17 protein-coding genes and 1 pseudogene are annotated in these 20,890 nt (G+C 72.1%); 8 read left to right on the top strand and 10 right to left on the bottom strand.

Features of this window, described 5'->3' with window-relative positions; translation table 11 throughout:
* Nucleotides 1-17 precede the first annotated feature (17 nt).
* The 6 genes and pseudogenes from JW592_RS04350 (at nt 18) to JW592_RS04375 (ending at nt 9,395) form a co-directional block, all read left to right on the top strand.
* Nucleotides 18-1,136: a DegT/DnrJ/EryC1/StrS family aminotransferase gene (locus tag JW592_RS04350; protein ID WP_209263533.1), complete on the top strand. Its 1,119-nt coding sequence runs from the start codon at nt 18-20 to the stop codon at nt 1,134-1,136.
* A 239-nt stretch (nt 1,137-1,375) separates the two neighbouring features.
* Nucleotides 1,376-2,320 (top strand): annotated as a pseudogene (locus tag JW592_RS04355) (Gfo/Idh/MocA family oxidoreductase); the annotation flags it as partial.
* 236 nt (nt 2,321-2,556) lie between these two features.
* Complete coding sequence (locus JW592_RS04360) at nt 2,557-5,370, top strand: glycosyltransferase family 4 protein (protein ID WP_209263534.1); 2,814 nt, start codon at nt 2,557-2,559, stop codon at nt 5,368-5,370.
* A 35-nt stretch (nt 5,371-5,405) separates the two neighbouring features.
* Nucleotides 5,406-7,157 (top strand): glycosyltransferase family 4 protein, encoded by a 1,752-nt coding sequence (locus tag JW592_RS04365; protein WP_372446448.1) that lies wholly within the window; start codon nt 5,406-5,408, stop codon nt 7,155-7,157.
* Complete coding sequence (locus JW592_RS04370) at nt 7,054-8,322, top strand: nucleotide sugar dehydrogenase (protein WP_229375224.1); 1,269 nt, start codon at nt 7,054-7,056, stop codon at nt 8,320-8,322. The genes JW592_RS04365 and JW592_RS04370 overlap by 104 nt, the downstream gene beginning before the upstream one ends.
* On the top strand, nt 8,319-9,395 hold the full coding sequence (locus JW592_RS04375) for a glycosyltransferase family 2 protein (RefSeq protein WP_209263536.1): 1,077 nt from the start codon (nt 8,319-8,321) through the stop codon (nt 9,393-9,395). The genes JW592_RS04370 and JW592_RS04375 overlap by 4 nt, the downstream gene beginning before the upstream one ends.
* A gap of 49 nt (nt 9,396-9,444) precedes the next feature.
* On the opposite strand, the gene JW592_RS04380 is transcribed toward JW592_RS04375, so the two are convergent.
* The 7 genes from JW592_RS04380 to JW592_RS04405 all read right to left on the bottom strand — a co-directional run bounded on the left by JW592_RS04380 (nt 9,445) and on the right by JW592_RS04405 (nt 13,521).
* Nucleotides 9,445-10,362, bottom strand: coding sequence for an RNA polymerase sigma-70 factor (locus JW592_RS04380; protein ID WP_209263537.1), 918 nt, complete (start codon nt 10,360-10,362; stop codon nt 9,445-9,447).
* On the bottom strand, nt 10,359-11,579 hold the full coding sequence (locus JW592_RS04385) for an NAD(P)/FAD-dependent oxidoreductase (RefSeq protein ID WP_209263538.1): 1,221 nt from the start codon (nt 11,577-11,579) through the stop codon (nt 10,359-10,361). Before JW592_RS04385 ends, JW592_RS04380 begins: the two co-directional genes overlap by 4 nt.
* Nucleotides 11,580-11,722: 143 nt before the next feature.
* Entirely contained in the window at nt 11,723-11,845 is a 123-nt protein-coding gene (locus JW592_RS33130) for a hypothetical protein (protein WP_267877966.1), read from the bottom strand.
* Between the two features lie 199 nt (nt 11,846-12,044).
* Nucleotides 12,045-12,266: a DUF397 domain-containing protein gene (locus tag JW592_RS04390; RefSeq protein WP_209263539.1), complete on the bottom strand. Its 222-nt coding sequence runs from the start codon at nt 12,264-12,266 to the stop codon at nt 12,045-12,047.
* On the bottom strand, nt 12,250-12,480 hold the full coding sequence (locus tag JW592_RS04395; RefSeq protein WP_209263540.1) for a DUF397 domain-containing protein: 231 nt from the start codon (nt 12,478-12,480) through the stop codon (nt 12,250-12,252). Before JW592_RS04395 ends, JW592_RS04390 begins: the two co-directional genes overlap by 17 nt.
* Nucleotides 12,464-12,694, bottom strand: a complete 231-nt coding sequence (locus JW592_RS04400; protein WP_209263541.1) for a DUF397 domain-containing protein — start codon at nt 12,692-12,694, stop codon at nt 12,464-12,466. Before JW592_RS04400 ends, JW592_RS04395 begins: the two co-directional genes overlap by 17 nt.
* The gene (locus JW592_RS04405) at nt 12,691-13,521 is read right to left on the bottom strand and encodes a helix-turn-helix domain-containing protein (RefSeq protein ID WP_209263542.1); all 831 of its coding nucleotides are present in this window, start codon (nt 13,519-13,521) and stop codon (nt 12,691-12,693) included. Before JW592_RS04405 ends, JW592_RS04400 begins: the two co-directional genes overlap by 4 nt.
* Nucleotides 13,522-13,637: 116 nt before the next feature.
* Here JW592_RS04405 and JW592_RS04410 point away from each other — a divergent pair, with 116 nt between their 5' ends.
* Nucleotides 13,638-13,868: a hypothetical protein gene (locus JW592_RS04410; protein ID WP_229375275.1), complete on the top strand. Its 231-nt coding sequence runs from the start codon at nt 13,638-13,640 to the stop codon at nt 13,866-13,868.
* A gap of 330 nt (nt 13,869-14,198) precedes the next feature.
* Nucleotides 14,199-15,341: a methyltransferase domain-containing protein gene (locus JW592_RS04415; RefSeq protein ID WP_209263543.1), complete on the top strand. Its 1,143-nt coding sequence runs from the start codon at nt 14,199-14,201 to the stop codon at nt 15,339-15,341.
* Here JW592_RS04415 and JW592_RS04420 read toward each other — a convergent pair.
* The 3 genes from JW592_RS04420 to dprE2 all read right to left on the bottom strand — a co-directional run bounded on the left by JW592_RS04420 (nt 15,334) and on the right by dprE2 (nt 20,881).
* Nucleotides 15,334-17,619 (bottom strand): bifunctional glycosyltransferase/CDP-glycerol:glycerophosphate glycerophosphotransferase, encoded by a 2,286-nt coding sequence (locus JW592_RS04420; RefSeq protein WP_209263544.1) that lies wholly within the window; start codon nt 17,617-17,619, stop codon nt 15,334-15,336. The genes JW592_RS04415 and JW592_RS04420 overlap by 8 nt on opposite strands.
* The gene (locus JW592_RS04425; RefSeq protein ID WP_209263545.1) at nt 17,514-19,925 is read right to left on the bottom strand and encodes a bifunctional glycosyltransferase/CDP-glycerol:glycerophosphate glycerophosphotransferase; all 2,412 of its coding nucleotides are present in this window, start codon (nt 19,923-19,925) and stop codon (nt 17,514-17,516) included. Before JW592_RS04425 ends, JW592_RS04420 begins: the two co-directional genes overlap by 106 nt.
* Nucleotides 19,926-20,107: 182 nt before the next feature.
* Nucleotides 20,108-20,881 carry a decaprenylphospho-beta-D-erythro-pentofuranosid-2-ulose 2-reductase gene (gene dprE2 / locus JW592_RS04430; RefSeq protein WP_209263546.1) on the bottom strand — a complete coding sequence of 258 codons (774 nt, stop codon included), beginning with the start codon at nt 20,879-20,881 and terminating at the stop codon, nt 20,108-20,110.
* Nucleotides 20,882-20,890: the final 9 nt, after the last annotated feature.

Here is a 20,890-nt window from a genome sequence, read left to right on the forward strand (position 1 = left end):
CCGGAGGGCACATCCCGATGCAAGCGCTGCGAAAAGACATGATTCCGGCTGCCAAACCCGTGATCGGGGACGACGAGGTGGCCGCCGCCGTGCGGGTACTGCGTGACGGCCGCGTGGTGCAAGGCCCCGAAGTGGCCGCGTTCGAGGAGGAGTTCGCCGAACTGGTCGAGGGACGACCATGCGTCGCCGTGAACTCGGGCACCTCCGCGCTGCATCTGGCGCTGCTCGCGCTCGGCATCGGCCCTGGCGACGAGGTGGTGGTCCCCTCCTTCTCGTTCGCCGCGACGGCCAACGCGGTGCGGCTGGCCGGGGCCGAGCCGGTCTTCGCCGAGATCGACCCGGAGACCTACTGCCTGGATCCGGACGCGGCGGCCGAGGCCGTCGGGCCGCGCACGGCAGCGCTGATGCCGGTGCACCTGTACGGCCATCCGGCGCCGATGGGCCGGCTGACCCAGCTCGCGCAGCGGCACGGGCTGGCCGTCGTCGAGGACGCCTGTCAGGCGCACTCGGCCGCGCTGCACTCACACCCGGTGGGCGCCTTCGGGGACGCGGCGTGCTTCAGCTTCTACCCGACCAAGAACATGCACACCCTGGAGGGCGGCATGGTCGTCGTGCCCGACGGGGCACGCGCCCGCACCCTGCGCCTGCTGCGCAACCAGGGCATGGAGCAGCGGTACGAGAACGAGCTCGTCGGCGCCAACATGCGGATGACGGATGTGGCGGCTGCCATCGGCCGGGTGCAGCTCGAACGGCTGCCGGAGTGGACCCAGCAGCGCCGCACCAACGCCAAGGCCCTCGACGCGGGCCTGACCGGCGGCCTGATCACCCCGCAGGTGGCCGACGGCGCCCGGCACGTCTACCACCAGTACACCGTGCGGGTGCCGGGCGGCGCCGCCGTACGGGACGCGGTGCAGCGCGAGCTGCAGGCCGCCGGTGTGGGCTGCGCGGTCTACTACCCGACGCCGATCCACCGGCTGAAGCCGTACGCGCACCTGGGCGCCGAGCTACCGGTCACCGACCAGGCCGCGGCCGAGGTGCTCTCCCTCCCCGTACACCCCTCGCTCACCCCGGGCGACCTGGATCAGATCGTGGCGGCCGCCAACAGCGCGGCGAGCAAGGTGGGAGTGACCAGATGACACCGACGCGAGAGACGACCGCGGCCAACGCGGCCACCGCACCGATAGCCCCCACGGCCAACGCGGCCACCGCACCGATAGCCCCCACGGCCAACGCGCCCAAGACCGCCGACCCCGTGTCGGCGGCGACGGCGTACGGCCCCGAGCCGGGCGCGGCCGCGCCCGCACCGGGCGGACAGCCCGCCGAGCACCACGGCCGGCACCGGCGGTTGCGCGCCGGTCTGATCGGCCTCGGCGCGATGGGCCGCAACCACGCACGCATCCTCGCCTCGCTCGACGGCGTGGAGTTCGTCGGCGCGGTCGACCCGGCTGGCGACCCGCACGGCTGTGTGCCCGCCGTGCTCGGCGTGCCTGTGCTGTCCGAGGTCGCCGACCTGCTGGCGCTGGGCGTCGACTACGCGGTCCTGGCCTGTCCGACGGCGCTGCACGAGGAAATCGGACTGCAGCTCGCGGCACACGGGGTGTGCGCGCTGATCGAGAAGCCGCTGGCGCACACCCCGCAGGCGGCGCGGCGGCTGGTGCGGGCCTTCGAGGAGCGCGGGCTGGTCGCGGGGGTCGGTCATGTGGAGCGGTTCAACCCGGCGCTCCAGCAGCTGCGCACCCGGCTGGAGGCCGGCGAACTGGGGGAGGTCTTCCAGGTGGTCACCCGCCGCCAGGGGCCGTTCCCGCACCGCATAGCCGACGTCGGCGTGGTCAAGGACCTGGCCACCCACGACATAGACCTCACCAGCTGGATCACCGGGCGGGCCTACGCCTCGCTGTCGGCGCGCACCGTCTCCAAGAGCGGCCGGGAGCACGAGGACATGGTCGCCGTCGTCGGCTCGCTCACCGACGGCACGATGGTCAGCCACCTGGTCAACTGGCTCAGCCCGCTCAAGGAGCGCTTCACCGCCGTCACCGGGGAGCGCGGCTGCTTCGTCGCCGACACCCTCACCGCGGATCTGACCTTCCACGCCAACGGCGCGGTGGCCACCGAGTGGGAGGCCCTGCGCGCCTTCCGTGGCGTGGCCGAGGGCGACACGGTGCGGTACGCCTTCCCCAAGCGCGAGCCGCTGGTCGTCGAGCACGAGCGGTTCCGCGACGCGGTACGGGAGGGCACGGGTGAGGGCAGCGGCATCGTCACGGCCCGCGAGGGGCTGCGGACGGTGGAGGTCTCGGCCGCGGTGCTGGAGGCGGCCCGCGTGGCGGCCCCGCCGCGGGTTCCCGCGGAAGCCATGGCGCGCGTGGGACCTCTGGAACCCGCCGAACGCCTGGAACCCGCCGAACGCCTGGAACCGGCGGAACCCATGGAACCGGCAGCCGTGGAGCCCGTGCCGCCACTGGAGGTCTCCTCCTCCCTGCCCTCCACCCCGGCGTCGGGCGGCGTCACGACGGCACCCGGACGCGACTCGTCGGCACCCACCATCGCGGAGCACACGGTATGAAGCAGACGCACCGCATCATCCGGCGCGGGACGGCGCGCGGCAGCGTGGCGCGCGCCGGCAACACCGTCGAGGCCCCCGGCGCGGCCGAGGGACGTATGGGCGTAAGCAGCGCCCGCAAGGGTGACGAGCGCCCCCGGGGAAGGCCGCGGCTGGCGGTCGTCGTCGGCAACACCATCGCGGGCGACTCCCGGGTGCAGAAGACCGCGATCGCCGCGGCCAGGGCGGGCTGGGACGTGACGCTGGTGGGCCGCAGCCCCTCCAAGCGGCGCGAGGAGTCGGTGCTCGGCCCGGTCCGCGTCATCAAGGTGCCCGTCGGTGCCGATATGCGGGCCGTCGTCGCCGCCGCGCGCCGCCGCCCCCAGCTGCGCAGCCGCCTCACCCAGTTCGGGCTGCCCGACGACTCCGCGTGGGTACGGGCGCGTGCCGCGCACGCCGCCTGGGTGCGCGAGCAGACGGCGCGTGTGGGCTGGCTCAGCGTCCCCTCGGGAGGGCGGCCCGCACCCTGGGGGCTGCGCACCCCGGAGGTGCTGCCCGCCGCACTGGCCCGGCAGCTCGCCAGGGAGGCGCTCAAAGGATGGGTCCGGGTGCGCAGGTACGCGCACAAGGGCCGGGGGCGCGCCTACCGGTGGGAGCGGCGCCGGACCGCTGGACAGCCGCAGCCGACGGGTGACTGGCGCGTCGACTGGCCCGAACTGCTCGACATCGACCTGGCGTTCGGGCCGGTCATCGAGGAGATCGAGCCGGATGTCATCCACGCCAACGACCATCTGATGATCGCCGTCGGTGCGCGCAGCGCCGCCCGGCTGCGCGCCCGCGGCCGTCCCACCCGCTGGCTCTACGACGCGCACGAGTACATCCGCGGGGTCGAGTGGCCGGACGCCGTACGGGCGAGCGCCTTCCCCGGCGTGGAGGAGGAGTTCATCGGCAAGGCCGACGCCGTGGTCACCGTCTCCCAGGAACTGGCGGGCATCCTGCGCGAGGCGTACGCGCTGCCGGCTGATCCGCTGGTCGTCGCCAACGCGCCGGTGCGCGAGACGGTCAGCGCGGGTACCGACGAGTGCGTCTCCGTACGCGACGCCTGCGGGCTGAGCCCCGATGTGCCGCTGCTCGTCTACGCCGGGTGGATCGGCCCGGAACGCGGCCTGGACACCGCTGTCGAGGGCCTGGCCGAGCTGCCGCACGCGCACCTGGCACTGGTCGCCGGGAAGCAGAACGCCACCCTCCAGGGGCTGCTCGCCCGTGCCGAGGAGCTCGGTGTGCGCCAGCGGGTGCACGTGGTGCCCTACGTACGGCAGGAACAGGTACCCGACTACCTCTCGTCGGCCGACCTGGGCCTGATCTGCTTCCGGCACGTGCCCAACTGCGAGATCTCGCTGCCCACCAAGGCGGCCGAGTACCTGCACGCCGGGCTGCCGATGATCACCAGCGGAGTGCGCACACTGCGCAACTTCGTCGAACGCACCGGGATCGGCGAGGTCTTCGTCACCGAGGACGTCCCCTCCTTCGTCGCCGCCGTGCAGCGCGGCCTCGCGAAGCGCGGCACCCTCGCGGCACGGATCACCGAGCCACTGCTGCAGGAGCTGTCCTGGGAGCAGCAGTCGGCCGGACTGCTGAACCTCTACGAGCAGCTCGCGGGACCCGCGGCAGCCGCCCGGCTCGCACCCCGCAGCGTGCCCTGGTCGGCGTCCGAACAGCCCGGCCTCGGCGCCGCGCGGGCGCACGCCCAGGAGTCGGCGGCGCCCGGCGGGACGCCGGCCGGCTGGCGGACGCTCGGCAGCACCCCGGTGCGGCTGGGCATGGGCTGCGCCAACTCGGCAGGACAGCTCGCCGGATTCGCCCGGGCCCTGTGCGAGCGGCGCCAGGACCTGTCGGCCGAGGTCGTGATGCACACCCACGACCAGAGCGTGATCTACCCGGCCGACATCTACGCCATCGGGGAGCGCACCGGCGACCTGGGCTTCCAGCTCGACCGCGCCCGCCGCGTACTGGGCTCCTACACCCACTACCTCGCCGACTCCTTCACCCCGGCGCTGGGCAGGCTCAACGGCGGCCACATCCAGGACGACCTGCCCTCCCTCTCGGCGGCCGGGATCAAGGTGGCGCTGCTCGCACACGGCAGCGACGTGCGCGACCCGCAGCGGCACATGAGCCGCTACGAGCACTCCCTCTTCCACGCCGCCGACGAGCAGATCCTCAGGGCGCTGGCCAAGAAGAGCGCCCGCAACCGGCGGATGGCGGCGCAGAGCGGGCTGCCCCAGTTCGTGACCACCCCCGACCTGCTGGAGGAGTTGCCAGGGGCCCGCTGGGCGCCGCTGGTGGTGGACGTCGAAGGGTGGGCGAGTCAGCGGCCCGCGATGGAGCGGGCCCGCCCGGTGGTGGTGCACGCGCCCTCCAAGCGCTGGACGAAGGGCACCGAGCGGGTGGTGCCGGTGCTGGAGGAGATGGACCGGCGCGGACTGATCGAGTTCCGCATGGTGACGGGGGTGCCCTGGACCGAGGTGCGGGAGCTGGTCAAGGAGGCGGACATCGTCGTCGACCAGTTCGCGGTCGGCACCTACGGCACCTTCGCCTGCGAGGGGATGGCGGCCGGCCGGCCCGTCATCGCCTTCCTGGACGAGCGGCTGCACCGGTCGGTGGGCATCCGCCCGCCCATCGTCAACGCCACTCCGGGCACGCTGCGCGGCGCCCTGGAATCGCTGCTGGAGGACCGGGACTTCGCGATGCGGACGGCGCAGGAGTCCGCGGAATACGTCCGCACCTACCACGACGGCAGCTACACGGCCGATGTGCTGGACGGGTTCCTCCGCTAGCGCCTGGGACATCGGTGGCCGGACAACAGAGAGGGATGCCCGTGGAGTTCGACAGGGACCAGCCGATGCGGGGCCGGCAGACGCGGGGTCGGATCGTGATGCTGGTGTGCAACGGGGTGGTCGGGGACTCCCGGGTGCAGAAGACGGCCCGGTCGGCCGCCGAGGCCGGGTGGGAGGTGACGCTGCTGGGCCGTTCACCGGACGGGCGGCCCGCCTCCTGGCGGGTCGGTGAGGCCCAGGTGCGGCTGCTGCCCGTGCCCATGCCGCTCGCCCAGCCGCCGCGCGCCCTCCGCCGTCCGCTGCTGACCAGGCCGCTGGCGTACCGGCCGGGCACCGCCGCCTACCGCGTACAGCGCGTCAAGGCGTGGCGGGACGAATTGCGCACCCGCCGTGCCGCGTGCGCCCTCCAGACGGCCACGGCGCCGCGCACCGGCGCCGTACGGCTCGCCCTGCCGAGGGCCGCGGCGCGGCTCACCCAGCGCTGGGTCGCCTTCCGCAAGCGGCAGCTCGACCGGGGGCAGGCGCTGCGCGGCACCGGCACCCCGGTCAACCGGGCGGCCGTGGCCTTCTGGCAGCGCGCGCTCAAGGAGCGCTGCTGGCGCAGGCTGTGGCCGAGCCTGTACGACTTCGAGCTGGCCTACGGCCGCGTGGTGGACGAGCTGCGGCCCGACATCATCCACGCGCACGACTTCCGGATGCTCGGCGTCGGGGCGCGCGCCAAGATCCGCGCGATGGCCCAGGGGCGGCCGGTGAAGCTGGTGTGGGACGCACACGAGTACCTGCCCGGCGTCCGGCCCTGGCAGAACGATGTCCGCTGGCTGCCGGCGCATCTGGCGCACGAGCGCGAGTACGTGCCGTACGCGGACGCCGCCGTGACGGTCTCGTCCACGCTGGCGGCGCTGCTGCGCCGCACCCACGGGCTGGCCGAGGAGCCGGCCGTCGTACTCAACGCGCCGGAGGCCCACACCACGCGCGGCGGCGCCGACAGGAACGTACCGAGCCTGCGTGCCCTGTGCGGTATCGGCACCGGCACCCCACTGGTCGTCTACAGCGGCGCCGCCGCACCTCAGCGCGGTCTGGCCACGATGGTGGAGGCCCTGCCGGAGCTGCCCGGTGTGCACACCGCGCTTATCGTGCCCAGGCCCGCAGCGGGCTACCTGGGCGAGCTGCGCGCACGGGCGGCGGAACTGGGGGTCGCCGACCGGCTGCATGTGCTGCCGTATGTGCCCTACGACCAGGTGGTCCCCTTCCTCGCGGAGGCGGACGCGGGCGCCATCCCGCTGCACCACTGGACGAACCACGAGATCGCGCTGATCACCAAGTTCTTCGAGTACGCGCACGCGCGGCTGCCACTGGTGGTCAGCGATGTCGAGACGATGGCGGCGACCGTCCTGGAGACCGGTCAGGGCCAGGTCTTCCGGGCCGAGGACACCGCCGACTACGTACGCGCCCTACGGGCGGTGCTGGACGACCCTGAGCGCTACCGCGCGGCCTACGAACGCCCCGGCCTGCTGGAGCGCTGGACCTGGGAGACACAGGCGGCCGCGCTCGACCGGATCTACCGGGAGCTGTCACAGGCGGCGGCGCAGGAGCGAACGGACCATCACGACAAGCCAGGAGCAGCAGCAGAAGGAGACGGGAATGCGGATCTGTGTGGTGGCGCTCGGGAAGATCGGCCTGCCGCTGGCCGTCCAGTTCGCGGCCAAGGGACACCTCGTGACGGGCGCGGACACCGACGCGCGCGTGGTCGCGAGCGTCAACGCCGGGCAGGTGCCGTTCCCCGGTGAGGCGGGGCTGGAGGAACGGCTGGCCGAGTCGGTGGAGGCCGGGCGGCTGTCGGCGACGACGGACACCACCGAGGCCGTCTCCGGCGCGGAGGCCGTCGTGGTGGTCGTACCGCTGTTCGTCGACGAGCGCGGCACCCCGGACTTCCGTGCGATGGACGCCGCGACCCGCGCCGTGGCCGCCGGGCTGCGCGGTGGCGCCCTCGTCAGCTACGAGACGACCCTGCCGGTCGGCACCACCCGCGACCGCTTCGCACCGATGCTGGCCGAGGGCTCGGGGCTGCTGCCCGAACGCGACTTCTCCCTGGTCTTCTCGCCCGAGCGGGTCTTCACCGGGCGGGTCTTCACCGATCTGCGCCGCTACCCCAAGCTGGTCGGCGGCATCGGCCCGCACTCGGCCAAGGACGGGGTGCGCTTCTACGAGTCCGTACTCGACTTCGACGTACGCGAGGAGCTGCCGAAGCCCAACGGGGTGTGGGACCTCGGCTCGGCTGAGGCCGCCGAGCTGGCGAAGCTGGCCGAGACCACCTACCGGGACGTCAACATCGCGCTCGCCAACCAGTTCGCCCGGTTCGCCGACCGGTCGGGCGTCGACATCGAGGCCGTCATCGACGCCTGCAACACCCAGCCCTACAGCCATATCCACCGCCCCGGCATCGCGGTGGGCGGCCACTGCATCCCGGTCTACCCGCGGATGTACCTGTGGAACGACCCGGAAGCCGATGTCGTACGCGCAGCGCGGCAGACCAACGAGGCCATGCCCGAGCACGCCGTCGACCTCCTCGCCGACGCCTACGGCGACCTGAAGGGCGCCGAAGTCCTGGTGCTGGGCGCCGCCTACCGGGGCGGGGTGAAGGAGACCGCGTTCTCCGGTGTCTTCCCCACGGTCCGGGCGCTGCGCGAGCGCGGGGCGCGGCCGTACGTCTCCGACCCGCTGTTCGAGCCGCACGAGCTGGCCGACATGGGGCTGCGCCCGCACACGGGCCAGCCGGTCACCGCCGCCGTCGTGCACACCGACCACGCCGCCTACCGCGAGCTGTCCGCCGACCAGCTGCCCGGCGTACGGGTACTGGTCGACGGCCGCCGCATCACCGACCCGGCACTGTGGGCCGGGGTACGGCGGGTGGTCATCGGGGACGGCGCGGGACGAGGAGTGGTGCGCGCATGAGCACCGCGCCGGGTGCCCCTTCCGGGCGCCCTCCCACTCCTGACGTCAGCGTCGTCGTCGCCGTCCACAACACCATGCCCTACCTCACCCGCTGTCTGTCCTCCCTGGTCGAGCAGACCATCGGGCAGCGGCGGATGGAGGTGATCGTCGTCGATGACGGCTCCACGGACGGCAGCGCCGAGGAGATCGAACGCTTCGCCGCGCTCCACCCCGGCCTGTTCACCACCCTGCAGCAGGCCAACTCGGGCGGGCCCGCGGCCCCCAGCAACCGGGGTCTGGAGCGGGCCCGCGGACGCTATGTCTTCTTCCTCGGCGCCGACGACCATCTGTCCCCCGAGGCACTGGAGCGCATGGTGACCATGGCCGACAACTGCCGCTCCGACGTGCTGCTGTGCAAAATGGTGCCGATCGGCGAGCGTACGGTCCCTACCGGAGTGTTCAGCCGCACCGCGCCCGTCATCCGGCTGGTCGGCGACGGGCTGCCGTGGGCGCTGTCCAACACCAAGCTGTTCCGCCGCTCCCTGATCGAGGAGCACGGCATCCGCTACGACGAGTCGATGCCCGCCTTCAGCGACCAGCCGTTCGTCCTGGAGGCGTGCGTACGCGCTTCGCGGATCTCCGTACTGGCCGACAAACCGCACTACTTCGCCGTCCGCCGCGCCGACTCCGGCAACATCACCTTCCGGACCGACCCCCGGGTACGGCTCCGCTGCGCTGAGCGCCTCTTCGAGGCGACCTGCCGCCACTTCGCGCCGGGCCCGCTGCGGGACGCCTTCCACAAGCGGCACTTCCACGTCGAGCTGTTCCAGCTCTTCGGCGCGGACTTCCCCGCCCTCCCCGAGGCCGCCCGGGAGTCCGTCTGCACCGGCGCAGCGCGGCTGATCGGCGCCCACGGCGACGGCGTCCTCGAACGCCTCGACCCCCGCCGCCGCCGCACCCTGGAACTCGCCTGGCGCGGCGATGTCCCCGCCCTGCTCGCGGACATCGCCCACGATCCGCTGCGCACCCCGCCACCCCCGCGGGTCGGCCGCTTCCCCGCGGTACGCCGCCTGATGACGACCGTGCTGGGCTGAGGCCGGGCCCCCGGGGCGACATCCGCGGTGACGACGGCAGCGGCGAGGTTCACCGTGTTCCGAGGTCGTAGGCCGTGCGGTCGGCGACGGCTCGGAGCTTGTCCGGGTTGGCCACATTGTGGACGGCGGTGATACGGCCGTCGGCGTCGAAGTCGAAGGTGACGGTGGCGATCACGCGTCCCGGCGTGCTGAACAGGATGCCAGGGCCACCGTTGATCTCCACCAGCTCGGCCTTCATATCGGCAGGCTCGACGCCCTGGTAGGTGACGGTCCCGATGGCCGCGAACCAGGCAGCCACCGTCTCCGCGCCCACCACCGGGCGCAGGGCCTGGCGGACCTTGCCGCCGCCGTCGGTCCACAGGGTGACGTCCGGGGAGAGCAGTTCCATCAGCGCGTTGACGTCCCCGCCGGTCGCGGCGGAGAAGAACCGCTCGGTGGCCTCGCGCTGCCTCGACCGGTCGGTGGCGAAGCGCGGCCGTCGGGCCCGCACGTGCTCGCGGGCCCGGTGCGCGGCCTGCCGCACGGCGGCCTCGGAACGCTCCACCGCCTCGGCGATCTCGGCGTGGCTGAAGTCGAAGACCTCCTTCAGCACGAAGACGGCGCGCTCCAGCGGGCTGAGCGTCTCCAGCACCACCAGCATGGCCATCGACACCGACTCGGCGTCCATGACGACCTCGGAGGCGTCCCCGCCGGTGAGGACGGGCTCCGGCAGCCACGGCCCCACATAGGTCTCCCGCTTGTGACGGGTGGAGCGCAGACGTTCGAGCGCCAGGTTCGAGACGATCCGCGTCAGGTACGCCTTGGGGTCGGCCACCTGCGAACGGTCCGCGGCGGACCACTTGAGCCACGCGTCCTGCACCGCGTCCTCGGCATCGGCCGCACTGCCGAGGAGCCGGTAGGCCACGGAGAACAGCAGCCGCCGGTGCTCGTGGAAGACCTGCTGGTCGGGGGCGGACAGGCCGGTCACTTGGCCCTCCGGACGCGGGTGAAGCGGCCCCCGCGGGGCCAGAACGCGCCCGAGGCGGGCATCTTCTTCATACGGCCGTACGTCGGCCAGGGCGAGGCGGTCACCGTCTCCTTGTACCGCACGGCCGTACGACCGGTGAGGCAGAACCGGCGCGGACTGTCGTCGGGCCGCGTGAACTGCACCACGGCATCACCGCGGCCCAGGCTCACCGGCGTGTGGTAGTAACCGAAGCGGAACGGCTTGGGCCGCCTGCCCTTGAGTACGCGGTCGATCGAGAGCGCGGCATGCACCCCGGTCGGCATGCCGCCCTGGCAGGTACCGTGCATGACGCCGTAGCCCTGGCGAATCGCGGCCGCATCGCCGATCGCGTACACCTCTGGGTGGGACACCGAGCGCAGCGCGGCGTCGGTGACGATGCGTCCGCGCTCGTCGACGGTGAGCCCGGCGCGGGCCGCCAGTGGCGAGATCTGCGTGCCGCTGGTCCACAGGACCGCGTCGGCGGCGATGCTCTGACCGCCCGCCAGTTCCACCCCGTCGGGCAGCACCTTCACCACGTCGGCGCCGACGCGCACCCGGACGCCCAACCGGTCCAGCGCGGCGCGCACATGGGCCTTGGCCTTCGGGCTCATGGCCGCACCGGGCTCCTGCCGGCCCAGCAGTACGACGTTCAGCTCCGGGTGCCGCTCGGCAATCTCCGCGGCCGACTCGACGCCGGTCAGCCCGCTGCCGGCGACCACCACCGTGGGTTTGCTGCCGTTGCCGTTGCTGAGGCGTGCCAGCCGGTCGGCGAGCAGCTCGGCGTCCTGGGCGCTGCTCAAGGTGTACGCGTGGTCCTCGACCCCCGGCACCGCCGAGGTGCCGGCGACACCGCCCAGCCCGTACACCAGCGTGTCGTAGTGCAGCACCCGTTCGTCGTCGATCCGCACGGTTCTCGCGTCCGGGTCCACGGCCGTCACCCAGCCGCGCACGAACCGCGCGCCGGTGCCCTCCAGCAGCTCCGGGACGCTCAGCTCCGCGAGCTGTTGGCCGGTCGCCGTCATGTGCAGCCGCATGCGCTCGGTGAACCGCTCCTGCGCGTTCACCACGGTCACCCGCACCCCTTCGCGCCGCTTCACCCGGCCGGCGAGCTGGACGGCTGCCGCCATGCCTGCGTATCCCGCTCCCAGGATCACCACGCGGTGCGCGGCCTCTGTGCTGGTCTTGTGCCGTGCGTTCATCGTTACGTCCTCCTCGGCTCGCCTGCTGATGCCCACCAGATGGGAGCAGGCGGCCGGGACGTGACACGGGGCGTATGTGATGCAGGACACAGCCTGAATCGGCAGGCATCTGTGCTGCCCCCTGCTCCTTCGGCTGAGGCCCTTCAGGGCATGAGGAGCCGCTGGTAGGCGCCATGGATGTGGCCCGGCCCGCGTAGGCGACGCTCCCTGTACGGCTTGGAGATCAGGAGCAGCGAGTCGACCTCGACGGCGGCTTCACGGAGCACCTCGGGAACAGACCGGCGCGGTACAGGTCGGCTGAGGCGGCCGATGCCCCAGCTGGTGGTAGTCCCACAGCAGCCTGGTCACATACGCCGCGACCAGGTGTCCGCGAGGTGAGAGGGCGTCCCCTTTGTCGGAGCGGGACAAGCGTGATGCCCCGCTGCTCCTTCGTGGGGCTATGGGGCACCGCGTTGGTGTTCTGGGTCACGCGCGGCCGAGTGCGTCTCGCTGGACGGCCGTGACAAATGACGACCATGCGGAGGCCGTGAAGGTGAGCGCCGGGCCGTGGGGAGCCTTGCTGTCGCGGACGGGGACGGTGCCGGAGCTGATGTAAGCCGGCGCCCACTCGACGCAGTTGTAGCCCCCGTCACCGCTGTAGCTCGACTTCACCCACTCCGTGTGGGAGGGGTCAGGAGTTGTGTTCATGGTGCAGCTCCCCGCGCTTGACCGCAGATACGAAGTCGGCCCAGCCGTCGGCCGTGAAGGTGAGGGCAGGGCCGTGGGGTTCCTTGCTGTCCCGGACGGGGACTGTCCCGGAATTGATGTAAGCCGGTGCCCACTCGACGCAGCCTCCACCGTTGCCGTTGCTGTAGCTCGACTTGACCCACTCCGTTTCGGAGGGGTCAGGAGTTCTGCTCACGGTGCAGCTCCCCGTGCTTGACCGCAGTCACGAACTCGGCCCAGCCGTCGGGCGTGAAGGCGAGTGCCGGGCCGTGGGGGCTTTTGCTGTCGCGGACGGGGACGGTGCCGGAGCTGATGTAAGTCGGTGCCCACTCAACGCAGTTGGCGCCTCCGTTGCCGCTGTAGCTCGACTTGACCCACTCCGCGCTGGAGAGGTCAGGAGTGGTGCTCATGTCGGTAGTGCCTCCATCACGGACCGGACGAACGCCGCCGAATCCTCCGGCGACAAGGCGCGTGCCCTTACCCGATTGTAGGCGCGCTGGCGTTCGATGACGCTGTCCAAGTTCTCCATGAGCGTGCCCGTCGAGATGCCCTCCTCGTAAGCCACGCGTTCGCCGTTGTCCAAGGTCATCAGCGCCAGCGTGCCACCTACCAGGGCATGTCCCCCCTGTTCGAATGGGAGAACCTGCACCACGGTTGTCCGCGTAAGTGTCAGCTCTGCAACGCGCGCCAACTGCGCACGCATGATGGCCGGGTCGCCGAAGCTGCGTCGGATCGCCGCCTCATCGATCACGGCTGAGTAATCCAGCAGCGTGTCGGAACGCAGCAGCCTTTGACGGCTCAGCCGAGCAGCGACGAGCTCCTCGATCCTGTCCTGCGACTGCCAGGGATTGGCCTCCTTGAACTGGGCGCGTGCATAGTCCGCTGTCTGGATGAGCCCCGGCACAATCTGACCGCTGTATTCGTCCAGCACCTGCGCACGTGCTTCAAGCTCCATCCGACGCTGGAACTGATCCGGATGGATCTCCTTGCTCGCGAGCAGGAACAGCTCCTCGAAGATCCCGTCCGTGCCGAAGGCGGCGTCCAGCATCGGTGGCAGTGAAGGCGGTGGCATCACCTCGGCTGTCTCGATGCGGGACAGGTGGCTGCGGCTGATGTTCACCACGTCCGACAGGCCCTCAAGGCTCATGCCGGCCCGCTCGCGATGGGTGCGCATCTTGGCGCCGAAGAGGTGCCGGGCGCCTCGGTCGGGGGTCAGTTCTCGTGGTCGGGCTGGCATCGGGCGGCCTCCGTTCTCCCCGGGTGGGGCTGGGGAGATGAATTCCTCGCTCTCACCTGCAACCCAGGGCAACATTTGGATTACGCAAGGTAATTGATCCAGGTAAGGGAGCGCAGGTGAACGACTGGAGTGGTGTGGCCGAGGCGACGCCCGAGGAGGCGTGCGACGAGTTGAAGGACGCTCTTACGGCGGCGGGGGTGAAGTTGCCGTCGCTGTCGGTCGAGGTCGCTTCATATGCCGGGTGGTCCAAGCCCGCGCTGATCGAGTTGGGGCGCTGCAACGTGGCGACGGCCCGTGCGCTCGCCGCCGCGCTGCGGTCCGGGGCGGCGGGGGAGGGAGAGGGGTGAGCGGGGAGCTGGAGCGGCAGGAACGACGTCGCACCACGGCCGAGTTGAGCGAGCAGGCGGAGCGACTGGGCCGCCAGATCGATGAGCACCTGGAGGGTCTGGGCCGCCGCCCCCCTCCCCCGACCACCCCCGCAAAACGTCACCAGTCTGGCCGGTGACGAAACCAAACACCCCCCCGCAGCACCACAGTCGAGAGGAACACAGCCATGGGCAGGCACAGTGACGGCAAGGGCGGCCAGGAAGGGGATCAGCAGCAGTCCCCTCGTGAGTCGGACGGGCAGTGGGAACGGCCCGTTCCCCCGGCCGATGACGACGAGAAGTGACCCGGCCGTGAACGACTCGGAGTACGAGGAACTCGTCGCGTCCCTGGGTGAGTCCGGTGCTCTCGGAGCGGGCTGGCGGGGTGCCTTTCTGCGCACCCCGCGCAGTCTCTTCGTCCCGGAGCGGATCTGGCTCGCGGCAGGCCCCAGCGGGTACCGGCAGATCACCGAGCGGGACGACCCCGAAGCGTGGCGGGCGACCGTGAACGCGGACGCACCAGTGGTGACGCAGCTCGATGACGGGGAAGAGTCCGGTCCGGGCGTCGCGACAAGTTCGGTCAGCATGCCTTCGCTGGTCGGCCGGATGCTCGCGCACCTCGATGTGCGCGACGGGACCCGGTTGTCCGTGCTGGAGATCGGCTCGGGCTGGACGACAGGGCTCCTGTGCTCGCGCGTGGGCGCGCGACGCGTCGTGTCCGTGGAGATCGACCCGCAGGTGGCGGGACGTGCCCGTAAGGCGCTGGCGCTGGCCGGACACGCGCCCGTGCTCGTCGTCGGCGACGGAACGCGGGGGTTTCCCGAGCAGGCGCCGTACGACCGTGTGAGTTCCACAGCGGCGGTTCACCGCGTGCCCCCTGCCTGGGTGGCGCAGACGAAACCAGGCGGAGTGATCGTCACACCTTGGGGGACGCCCTTCTGCAACGCCGGTCTGTTGAAGCTGCACGTGCGTGAAGGGGAGGAAGCCGAGGGGCGGTTCGTGGACAGCGTGAGTTTCATGTGGGTACGGGGGCAGCGGCCAGGCGCCCCGGCGGATGCGCCGCCCAGCGGCGAGGCCCGTTACGGCCCCTCCGCGATCAATCCGGAATCAGTGCTCGAATCCGTGCACTCCGCGTTCGCCGTCGGGCTCCACCTCCCCACGGTGCGGTATCGCGTGGTGTGGGACGAGAGCGATCCGCGAACGACACGTCGGCTGGTGCTGTGGGACGGCGACGGCTCACGGGCCACCGTGTTCCTCCACGACTGGAAGGCCACCGACACGGTGCGGCAGACCGGCCCCCGGAATGTGTGGGACGAGGCCACCGCCGCTCGCGGTTGGTGGGAGAGCGAGGGAGAGCCGGAGCTGACGCGCTTCGGGGTCACGGCCACGGCTGACACCCAGCACGTATGGCTGGATCGGCCCAGCCGGGTCGTCAGCACGTGGCGGGTCAGCTGAGGGGTTCCGGGGCGGGGCCCGGCTCGACGGGGGCGGGCGGGGCTTCCCCTGCGGCTTCGGCTTCCTCCGGGGTGGGGACCCGGCGGCGTTCGGCCAGGGGGACGACGGGAGGGAGCGCGTCCAGGGGCTCCCCCAACAGCGCGTGGCGGACGACGCGTTCGGCGGCGCGGCCGTCGTCCCAGGGGCAGAAGCGGGCGCGGAAGGCGCTCCGCAGGGCGCGGGCTTCGGGTCCGCGCCAGGTACCGCTGCGGAAGACGGCCGTCAGCTCGTCCTCGGTGCGGGTGACGGGTCCAGGGGTCTCGCCGGGGCGGCCGGAGAGCAGGTCGAAGTAGACGCCCCGGGTGTCGCGGTAGCTCTCCCAGTCGGGTGCGTGGACGACCAGGGGCCGGTCGAGGTTGGCGTAGTCGAACATCAGGGACGAGTAGTCCGTGATCAGCGCGTCGGCGGCCAGGCACAGGTCTTCCACCGAGGGGTGGCGGGAGACGTCCCGCACCAGTCCACGTGCGTGAAGGTCGCGCAGTGCGCTGTCGCGTCCGTAGTAGTAGTGCGTACGCACCAGCAGCACGTACTCCTCGCCGAGCCCGGCGCTGAGCCGTTCCAGGTCGAGGCGGGGGACGAAGCCCTTGCGGTAGTCGCGGGCCGTGGGCGCGTACAGCAGGGCGGTCCGGCCGCGCGGGATGCCCAGCCGGGCGCGCACGGCGGCGATCTCCTCGGCGGTGGCGGTCGCGAACCGGTCGTTGCGCGGGTAGCCGGCCGGCAGGTCCGTGTAGCCGCAGGGGAAGACGCGGTCCCACACCTCGGCCGAGTGCGGGTTGGCGGTGACACTCACATCCCACCGGGCCACCCGGCGCAGCAGCTTGCCGAAGTCCATCTGGGCTGCGGCCGGGTAGGGCTGCTGGTCCAGGCCCATCGTCTTGAGCGGGGTGCCGTGGTGGGTCATCACATGCACCTGGCCCGGCCGATTGACCAGGTGGTCGGGGAAGTTGACGTTGTTGACGAAGTACCGGGCGCGGGCGAGCATCCGCCAGTAGCGCCGGGAGCCGGGCACAACGTGGTCGGTGCCCGGCGGCAGCGCGGGGACGGCGTCCTTGCGTACCACCCATACGCTGCGCACGTGCGGCGCCAGCTCGCGCGCCTTGGCCTCGATCGCCTGCGGATTGCAGGCCACCCCCCGGTGCCAGTACGCGGAGTAGAGGGCCACGTCCGGGTGGAGCGGCAGCAGCCGCTGGAGTGCGTAGTAGAGACCGTGGAAGGCGCGGGCCACATGGGGGCGGGCGGCGCGGGCGGAGCGCCGGGCGAGTCCGGCGGCGCGGCGTACCGTCTCCCGCGCGGCGAACAGCGTGTAGCTGTTGTGGGCGAGCAGCCGGCAGTCGCGGGCCCGGCGGCGCGGCGGGGTGAAGCCGGGGGGTATGTGGTCGCGGTAGAGGCGGGCCGCCTGCCGGAAGAAGGCGCGCCGGTCGGCGGGGCGCACCCGGTCCCGGCGCCGTATGCAGAAGATCAGGTGTGTCACCGCGCGTTCGAACAGCAGCGGGCGGTGTGCCGCCAGTTCGGGGCGGCGCTCCAGGAAGGCGAACAGGGAGGCGTACTGCGGGAAGATGTCGAAGTGCCGGCGCCCGGGGGAGCGGGTTATGGCGCCCTGGTGCCGCTGTCGGTAGTCGACGCAGACGCGCGGCAGGCAGCCGATGGACTCCGCGCACACCAGTGCCTCGTTCGACAGCGGTGCGTCCTCGTAGAGCCCGGGCTCGAAGCGCAGCCCCTCGCGCAGGTAGAACTCGCGGCGGTACGCCTTGTTCCAGGCGACGTGGAAGAGGGTGAGCAGTTCGGGGTTCTCCGCCACGGTGAAGGTCTGGGTGCCTACGGCGGCCAGTTGTCCGCCGTAGGAGCTGACCTCGGTGTGCCCGTCCCAGTAGGAGCGCTGGTGGTCGAAGATCAGTACGTCCGGGTGGCCGCAGGCGGTCAGTTGCCGGTCGATCGCGTCCAGCGCGCCGGGCAGATAACTGTCGTCGCTGTCGAGGAAGAGCAGGTAGTCGCCGTGCGCGTGCTCGACGCCGGTGTTGCGGGCCCGGCCCAGTCCCACGTTCTCGGGCAGATGCAGCACCCGTACGCGCGGGTCACGCGCCCCGTATTCGTCGAGTATCGCGCCGCTGTGGTCGGGTGAGCGGTCGTCGACGGCTATGAGCTCGAAGTCGGTGAAGGACTGGCCGAGCACCGAGTCGAGGCACTCGCGCAGGTAGCCCTGGACCTTGAACACCGGTACGACGACGCTGAAGCGGGGCATGACCACCAGTCCTTCACTGCGAGGGGGGCGGGAGTCGGGAGGGGCTCGGGGGTGCCGGACGGGCGGCCGGGCGCGGGCGCGGGCCGCCGCTCGGCGAGCGGGACGACAGGAGGGGACGCGGCCGCGACGACGGGACCGCCGCCGGTGGCAGGCGCCTCGCCGAGGAAGACGTGCCGCACCACGCGCTCGGCCGCGTGGCCGTCGTCCCAGGGGCAGAACCGCTGCCGGAAAGCGGCTCGCAGGGCGCGGGCGTGCTCGGTGGCGTAGGCGCCGGTTGCGAGGATGTCGATCAGTTCGTCGTCGCCGCGTGCCACGGGCCCCGGCGCCATGGTCGTCACATCGAAGTAGGTGCCGCGCGCCTCGCGGTAGGTCTCCCAGTCGGGTGCGTGGACGACCAGCGGACGGTCGAGGTTGGCGTAGTCGAACATCAGGGACGAGTAGTCGGTGACCAGCACGTCCGAGGCCAGGCACAGTTCCTCGACCGAGGGATGGGCGGTCACATCGATCAGCCCGCCGGGCGGCTCGCACGGCAACCCCTCGCCGGCGAGGAAGTAGTGCGAGCGGACGAGGACGACGAAGGACGGTCCCAGCGCCGCCACCAGCCGTGCCAGGTCGAGGCGGGGCTGCCTGCCGGGCTGGTGATCGCGGTGGGTGGGCGCGTACAGCACGGCCGTCACCCGGTCGGGGATGGCGAGTTCCGCGCGGACACGGGCGACGTCGGCGGCGGTGGCGGTGTGGAAGACGTCGTTGCGCGGGTGACCGAACTCCAGTGTGGTGTACGGGGAGGGGTAGGCGCGCTCCCACACCAGGGTGGAGTGCGGGTTGCCGGAGAGGCTGTAGTCCCAGCGGTCGGTGTGCTCCAGCAGCCGTGCGAAGTCCATGCCGTCCGCGGCGGCCGGGTAGGCCAGCAGATCGAGCCCCATGTGCTTGAGCGGGGTGCCGTGGTGGGTCTGCAGGAGCGTCTGGCCGTGCCGTTTGCGGTAGCGGTGCGGGAGGTTGACGTTGCTGACCAGGAACCGGGCGCGGGCCAGCGCGGTCCAGTACGCCGCCGAGTCCGGCCGCAGGTGCCGTACGCCGGGCGGCAGGGTGGGCGCGTACGCGGGGTCGCATATCCACGCCGTGCGGATGCCGGGGACCAACTCGCGCGCCTTCGCCTCGACGGCCGCCGGGTTGCAGGAGTAGCCGCGGCCCCAGTACGCGGAGAAGACGGCGAGGTCCGGGTCGAGGGGGCGGCACCGCTGAAGGCGGTAGTACGCGTGCAGCGCCGCCTTGCGCAGCAGGGAGCGCACCGGGCGCAGCCGGGCGCTCATCGCGCGGTGCGCCCGCCCGGCGTGCGAGAGCAGCCGGAAGACGCGGTGCGTGCCGCACCGCACCAGCAGCCGGCGCAGCCGCCGGGCGGACGTGTCGGGCGGCCCGGCCACGCCGGGTGCGGGCCGGTGGCGGCGGCAGGAGTCCCGTGCGCGGCGCATGAACTCCGCGCGGGCCGAGCGGGGCAGCCGTGCGGGGCTGCTGTGGATGGTCGCGAAGTGGTCGGTCATCCGCTGGTGCAGATGGGGGCGCCAGCGCTCCAGCTCGGGCCGGGCTGCCAGGAAGGCGAACAGCCTGTCGTACTGTTCGAAGACCTCGAAGTGGCCGTGCCCCGTCGTCGTCAGGATGCTGCCGCCGCGCCGCTGCCGGTAGTGCACGCACACCCGCGGCAGCGTGGCGAGGGTGCGCGCGGTGAGCAGCACGGGGAAGGACCAGGGGGTGTCCTCGTATCTGCCGGGCGGGAACGTCAGGTTCTCGCGGAGCAGGAAGTCGCGGCGGTAAGCCTTGGCCCACGCGAAGGCGGGCAGCCGCAGCAGCTCGGGGCGGTCGGCGATGGTGCCGACGGCGGGCCCGGTGCCGTCGGCCAGCAGGTCGGGGTGGGCCGCCGGGCCGAGGGAGCCGTCCCAGTAGGCGGGCGCGAAGTCGAACACCAGTACATCCGGATCGCTGGTCGCCGACAGTCGCTCGGCCAGCGCGCGCAGGGTGCCCGGGGCCATGGTGTCGTCGCTGTCGAGGTAGAGGACGTAGTCGCCGCGGGCGCGTGCGGTGCCGGTGTTGCGGGCCGGACCCAGTCCGCCGTTCTGCGCCAGATGGATGACGGTCACCCGTGGGTCGGCGGCGGCGTATGCGTCCAGGATCTCTCCGCAGGAGTCGGGGGAGTGGTCGTCGACGCCGATCAGCTCGAAGTCCCCGAAGCACTGGCCCAGTACGGAGTCGAGGCACTCGTGCAGGTACGCCTGCACCCGGTGGACGGGCACGATCACGCTGAAACGGGGCATTTGCGAGTCCCGGGTTCGACGGTTGGCTCCGCCTCGATTTATCCCATATGGGGCGCATCGCCACATCTTGGCGCCGCGTCCTCAGGGGCGCGGGGAACTGCGCGCGTAGCCACGCCGAACCCGCAGCCTGCGACGGAGAGAAAGGGGCAGCCCCTACCCAGCACGAACCGCCGGGCGAGCCCTCAACCCGGCAGGCGGCGGAAGAGGGCGCGCGGGAGATGGCGCAGCACGCTCATCACGGGCCCCAACGCCGCCGGCACCCACACCACCGGCGCCCGACGCCGCACCCCGTGCTCGATCGCCTCCGCGACAGCGCTCGGCGTCGTGGCCAGCGGGGCCGGCGCGCGCCCCGCCGTCATCCGGGTGTGCACGAAACCGGGCCGCACCACCAGCACCTGCACCCCGGTACCGCGCAGGGCCTCCCCCAGGCCCTGCGCAAAGGCGTCCAGCCCCGCCTTGCTGGAACCGTAGATGAAGTTCGCCCGCCGGGCCCGCTCGCCCGCGACCGACGAGAGCACCACCAGCGAGCCGTGCCCCTGGGCGCGCAGCCCCTTGGCGCACACCAGCCCGGAGGAGACGGCGCCGGTGTAGTTCGTCCGGGTGACGCGCACGGCGGCCATCGGGTCCTGTTCGTCGGCGTGCTGATCGCCCAGGACGCCGAAGGCGAGCAGGACGAGATCGATGTCGCCCTCGGCGAAGACCTTCTCCAGCACCTCCTCGTGCGTCTCGGGCGCGAGCGCGTCGAACGGGACCGTACGGACGGCGACCTCCGCGCCGTGTGCCGCCGCCTCGTCGCGCAGCCCGGCCGCGGCCGAGTCCAGCCGGGAGCCGGGACGCCCCGCGAGCCAGACGGTGCGGGCGCGACGGGCCATGAAACGGCGCACGGTCGCCAGCGCGATCTCGGAGGTGCCGCCCAGCACGAGCAGCGACTGCGGGGAACCGAAGGCGTCCTTCATGGGTGCTCC

It is taken from the genome of Streptomyces spirodelae (assembly GCF_017676385.1).
GTDB lineage: Bacteria > Actinomycetota > Actinomycetes > Streptomycetales > Streptomycetaceae > Streptomyces > Streptomyces spirodelae.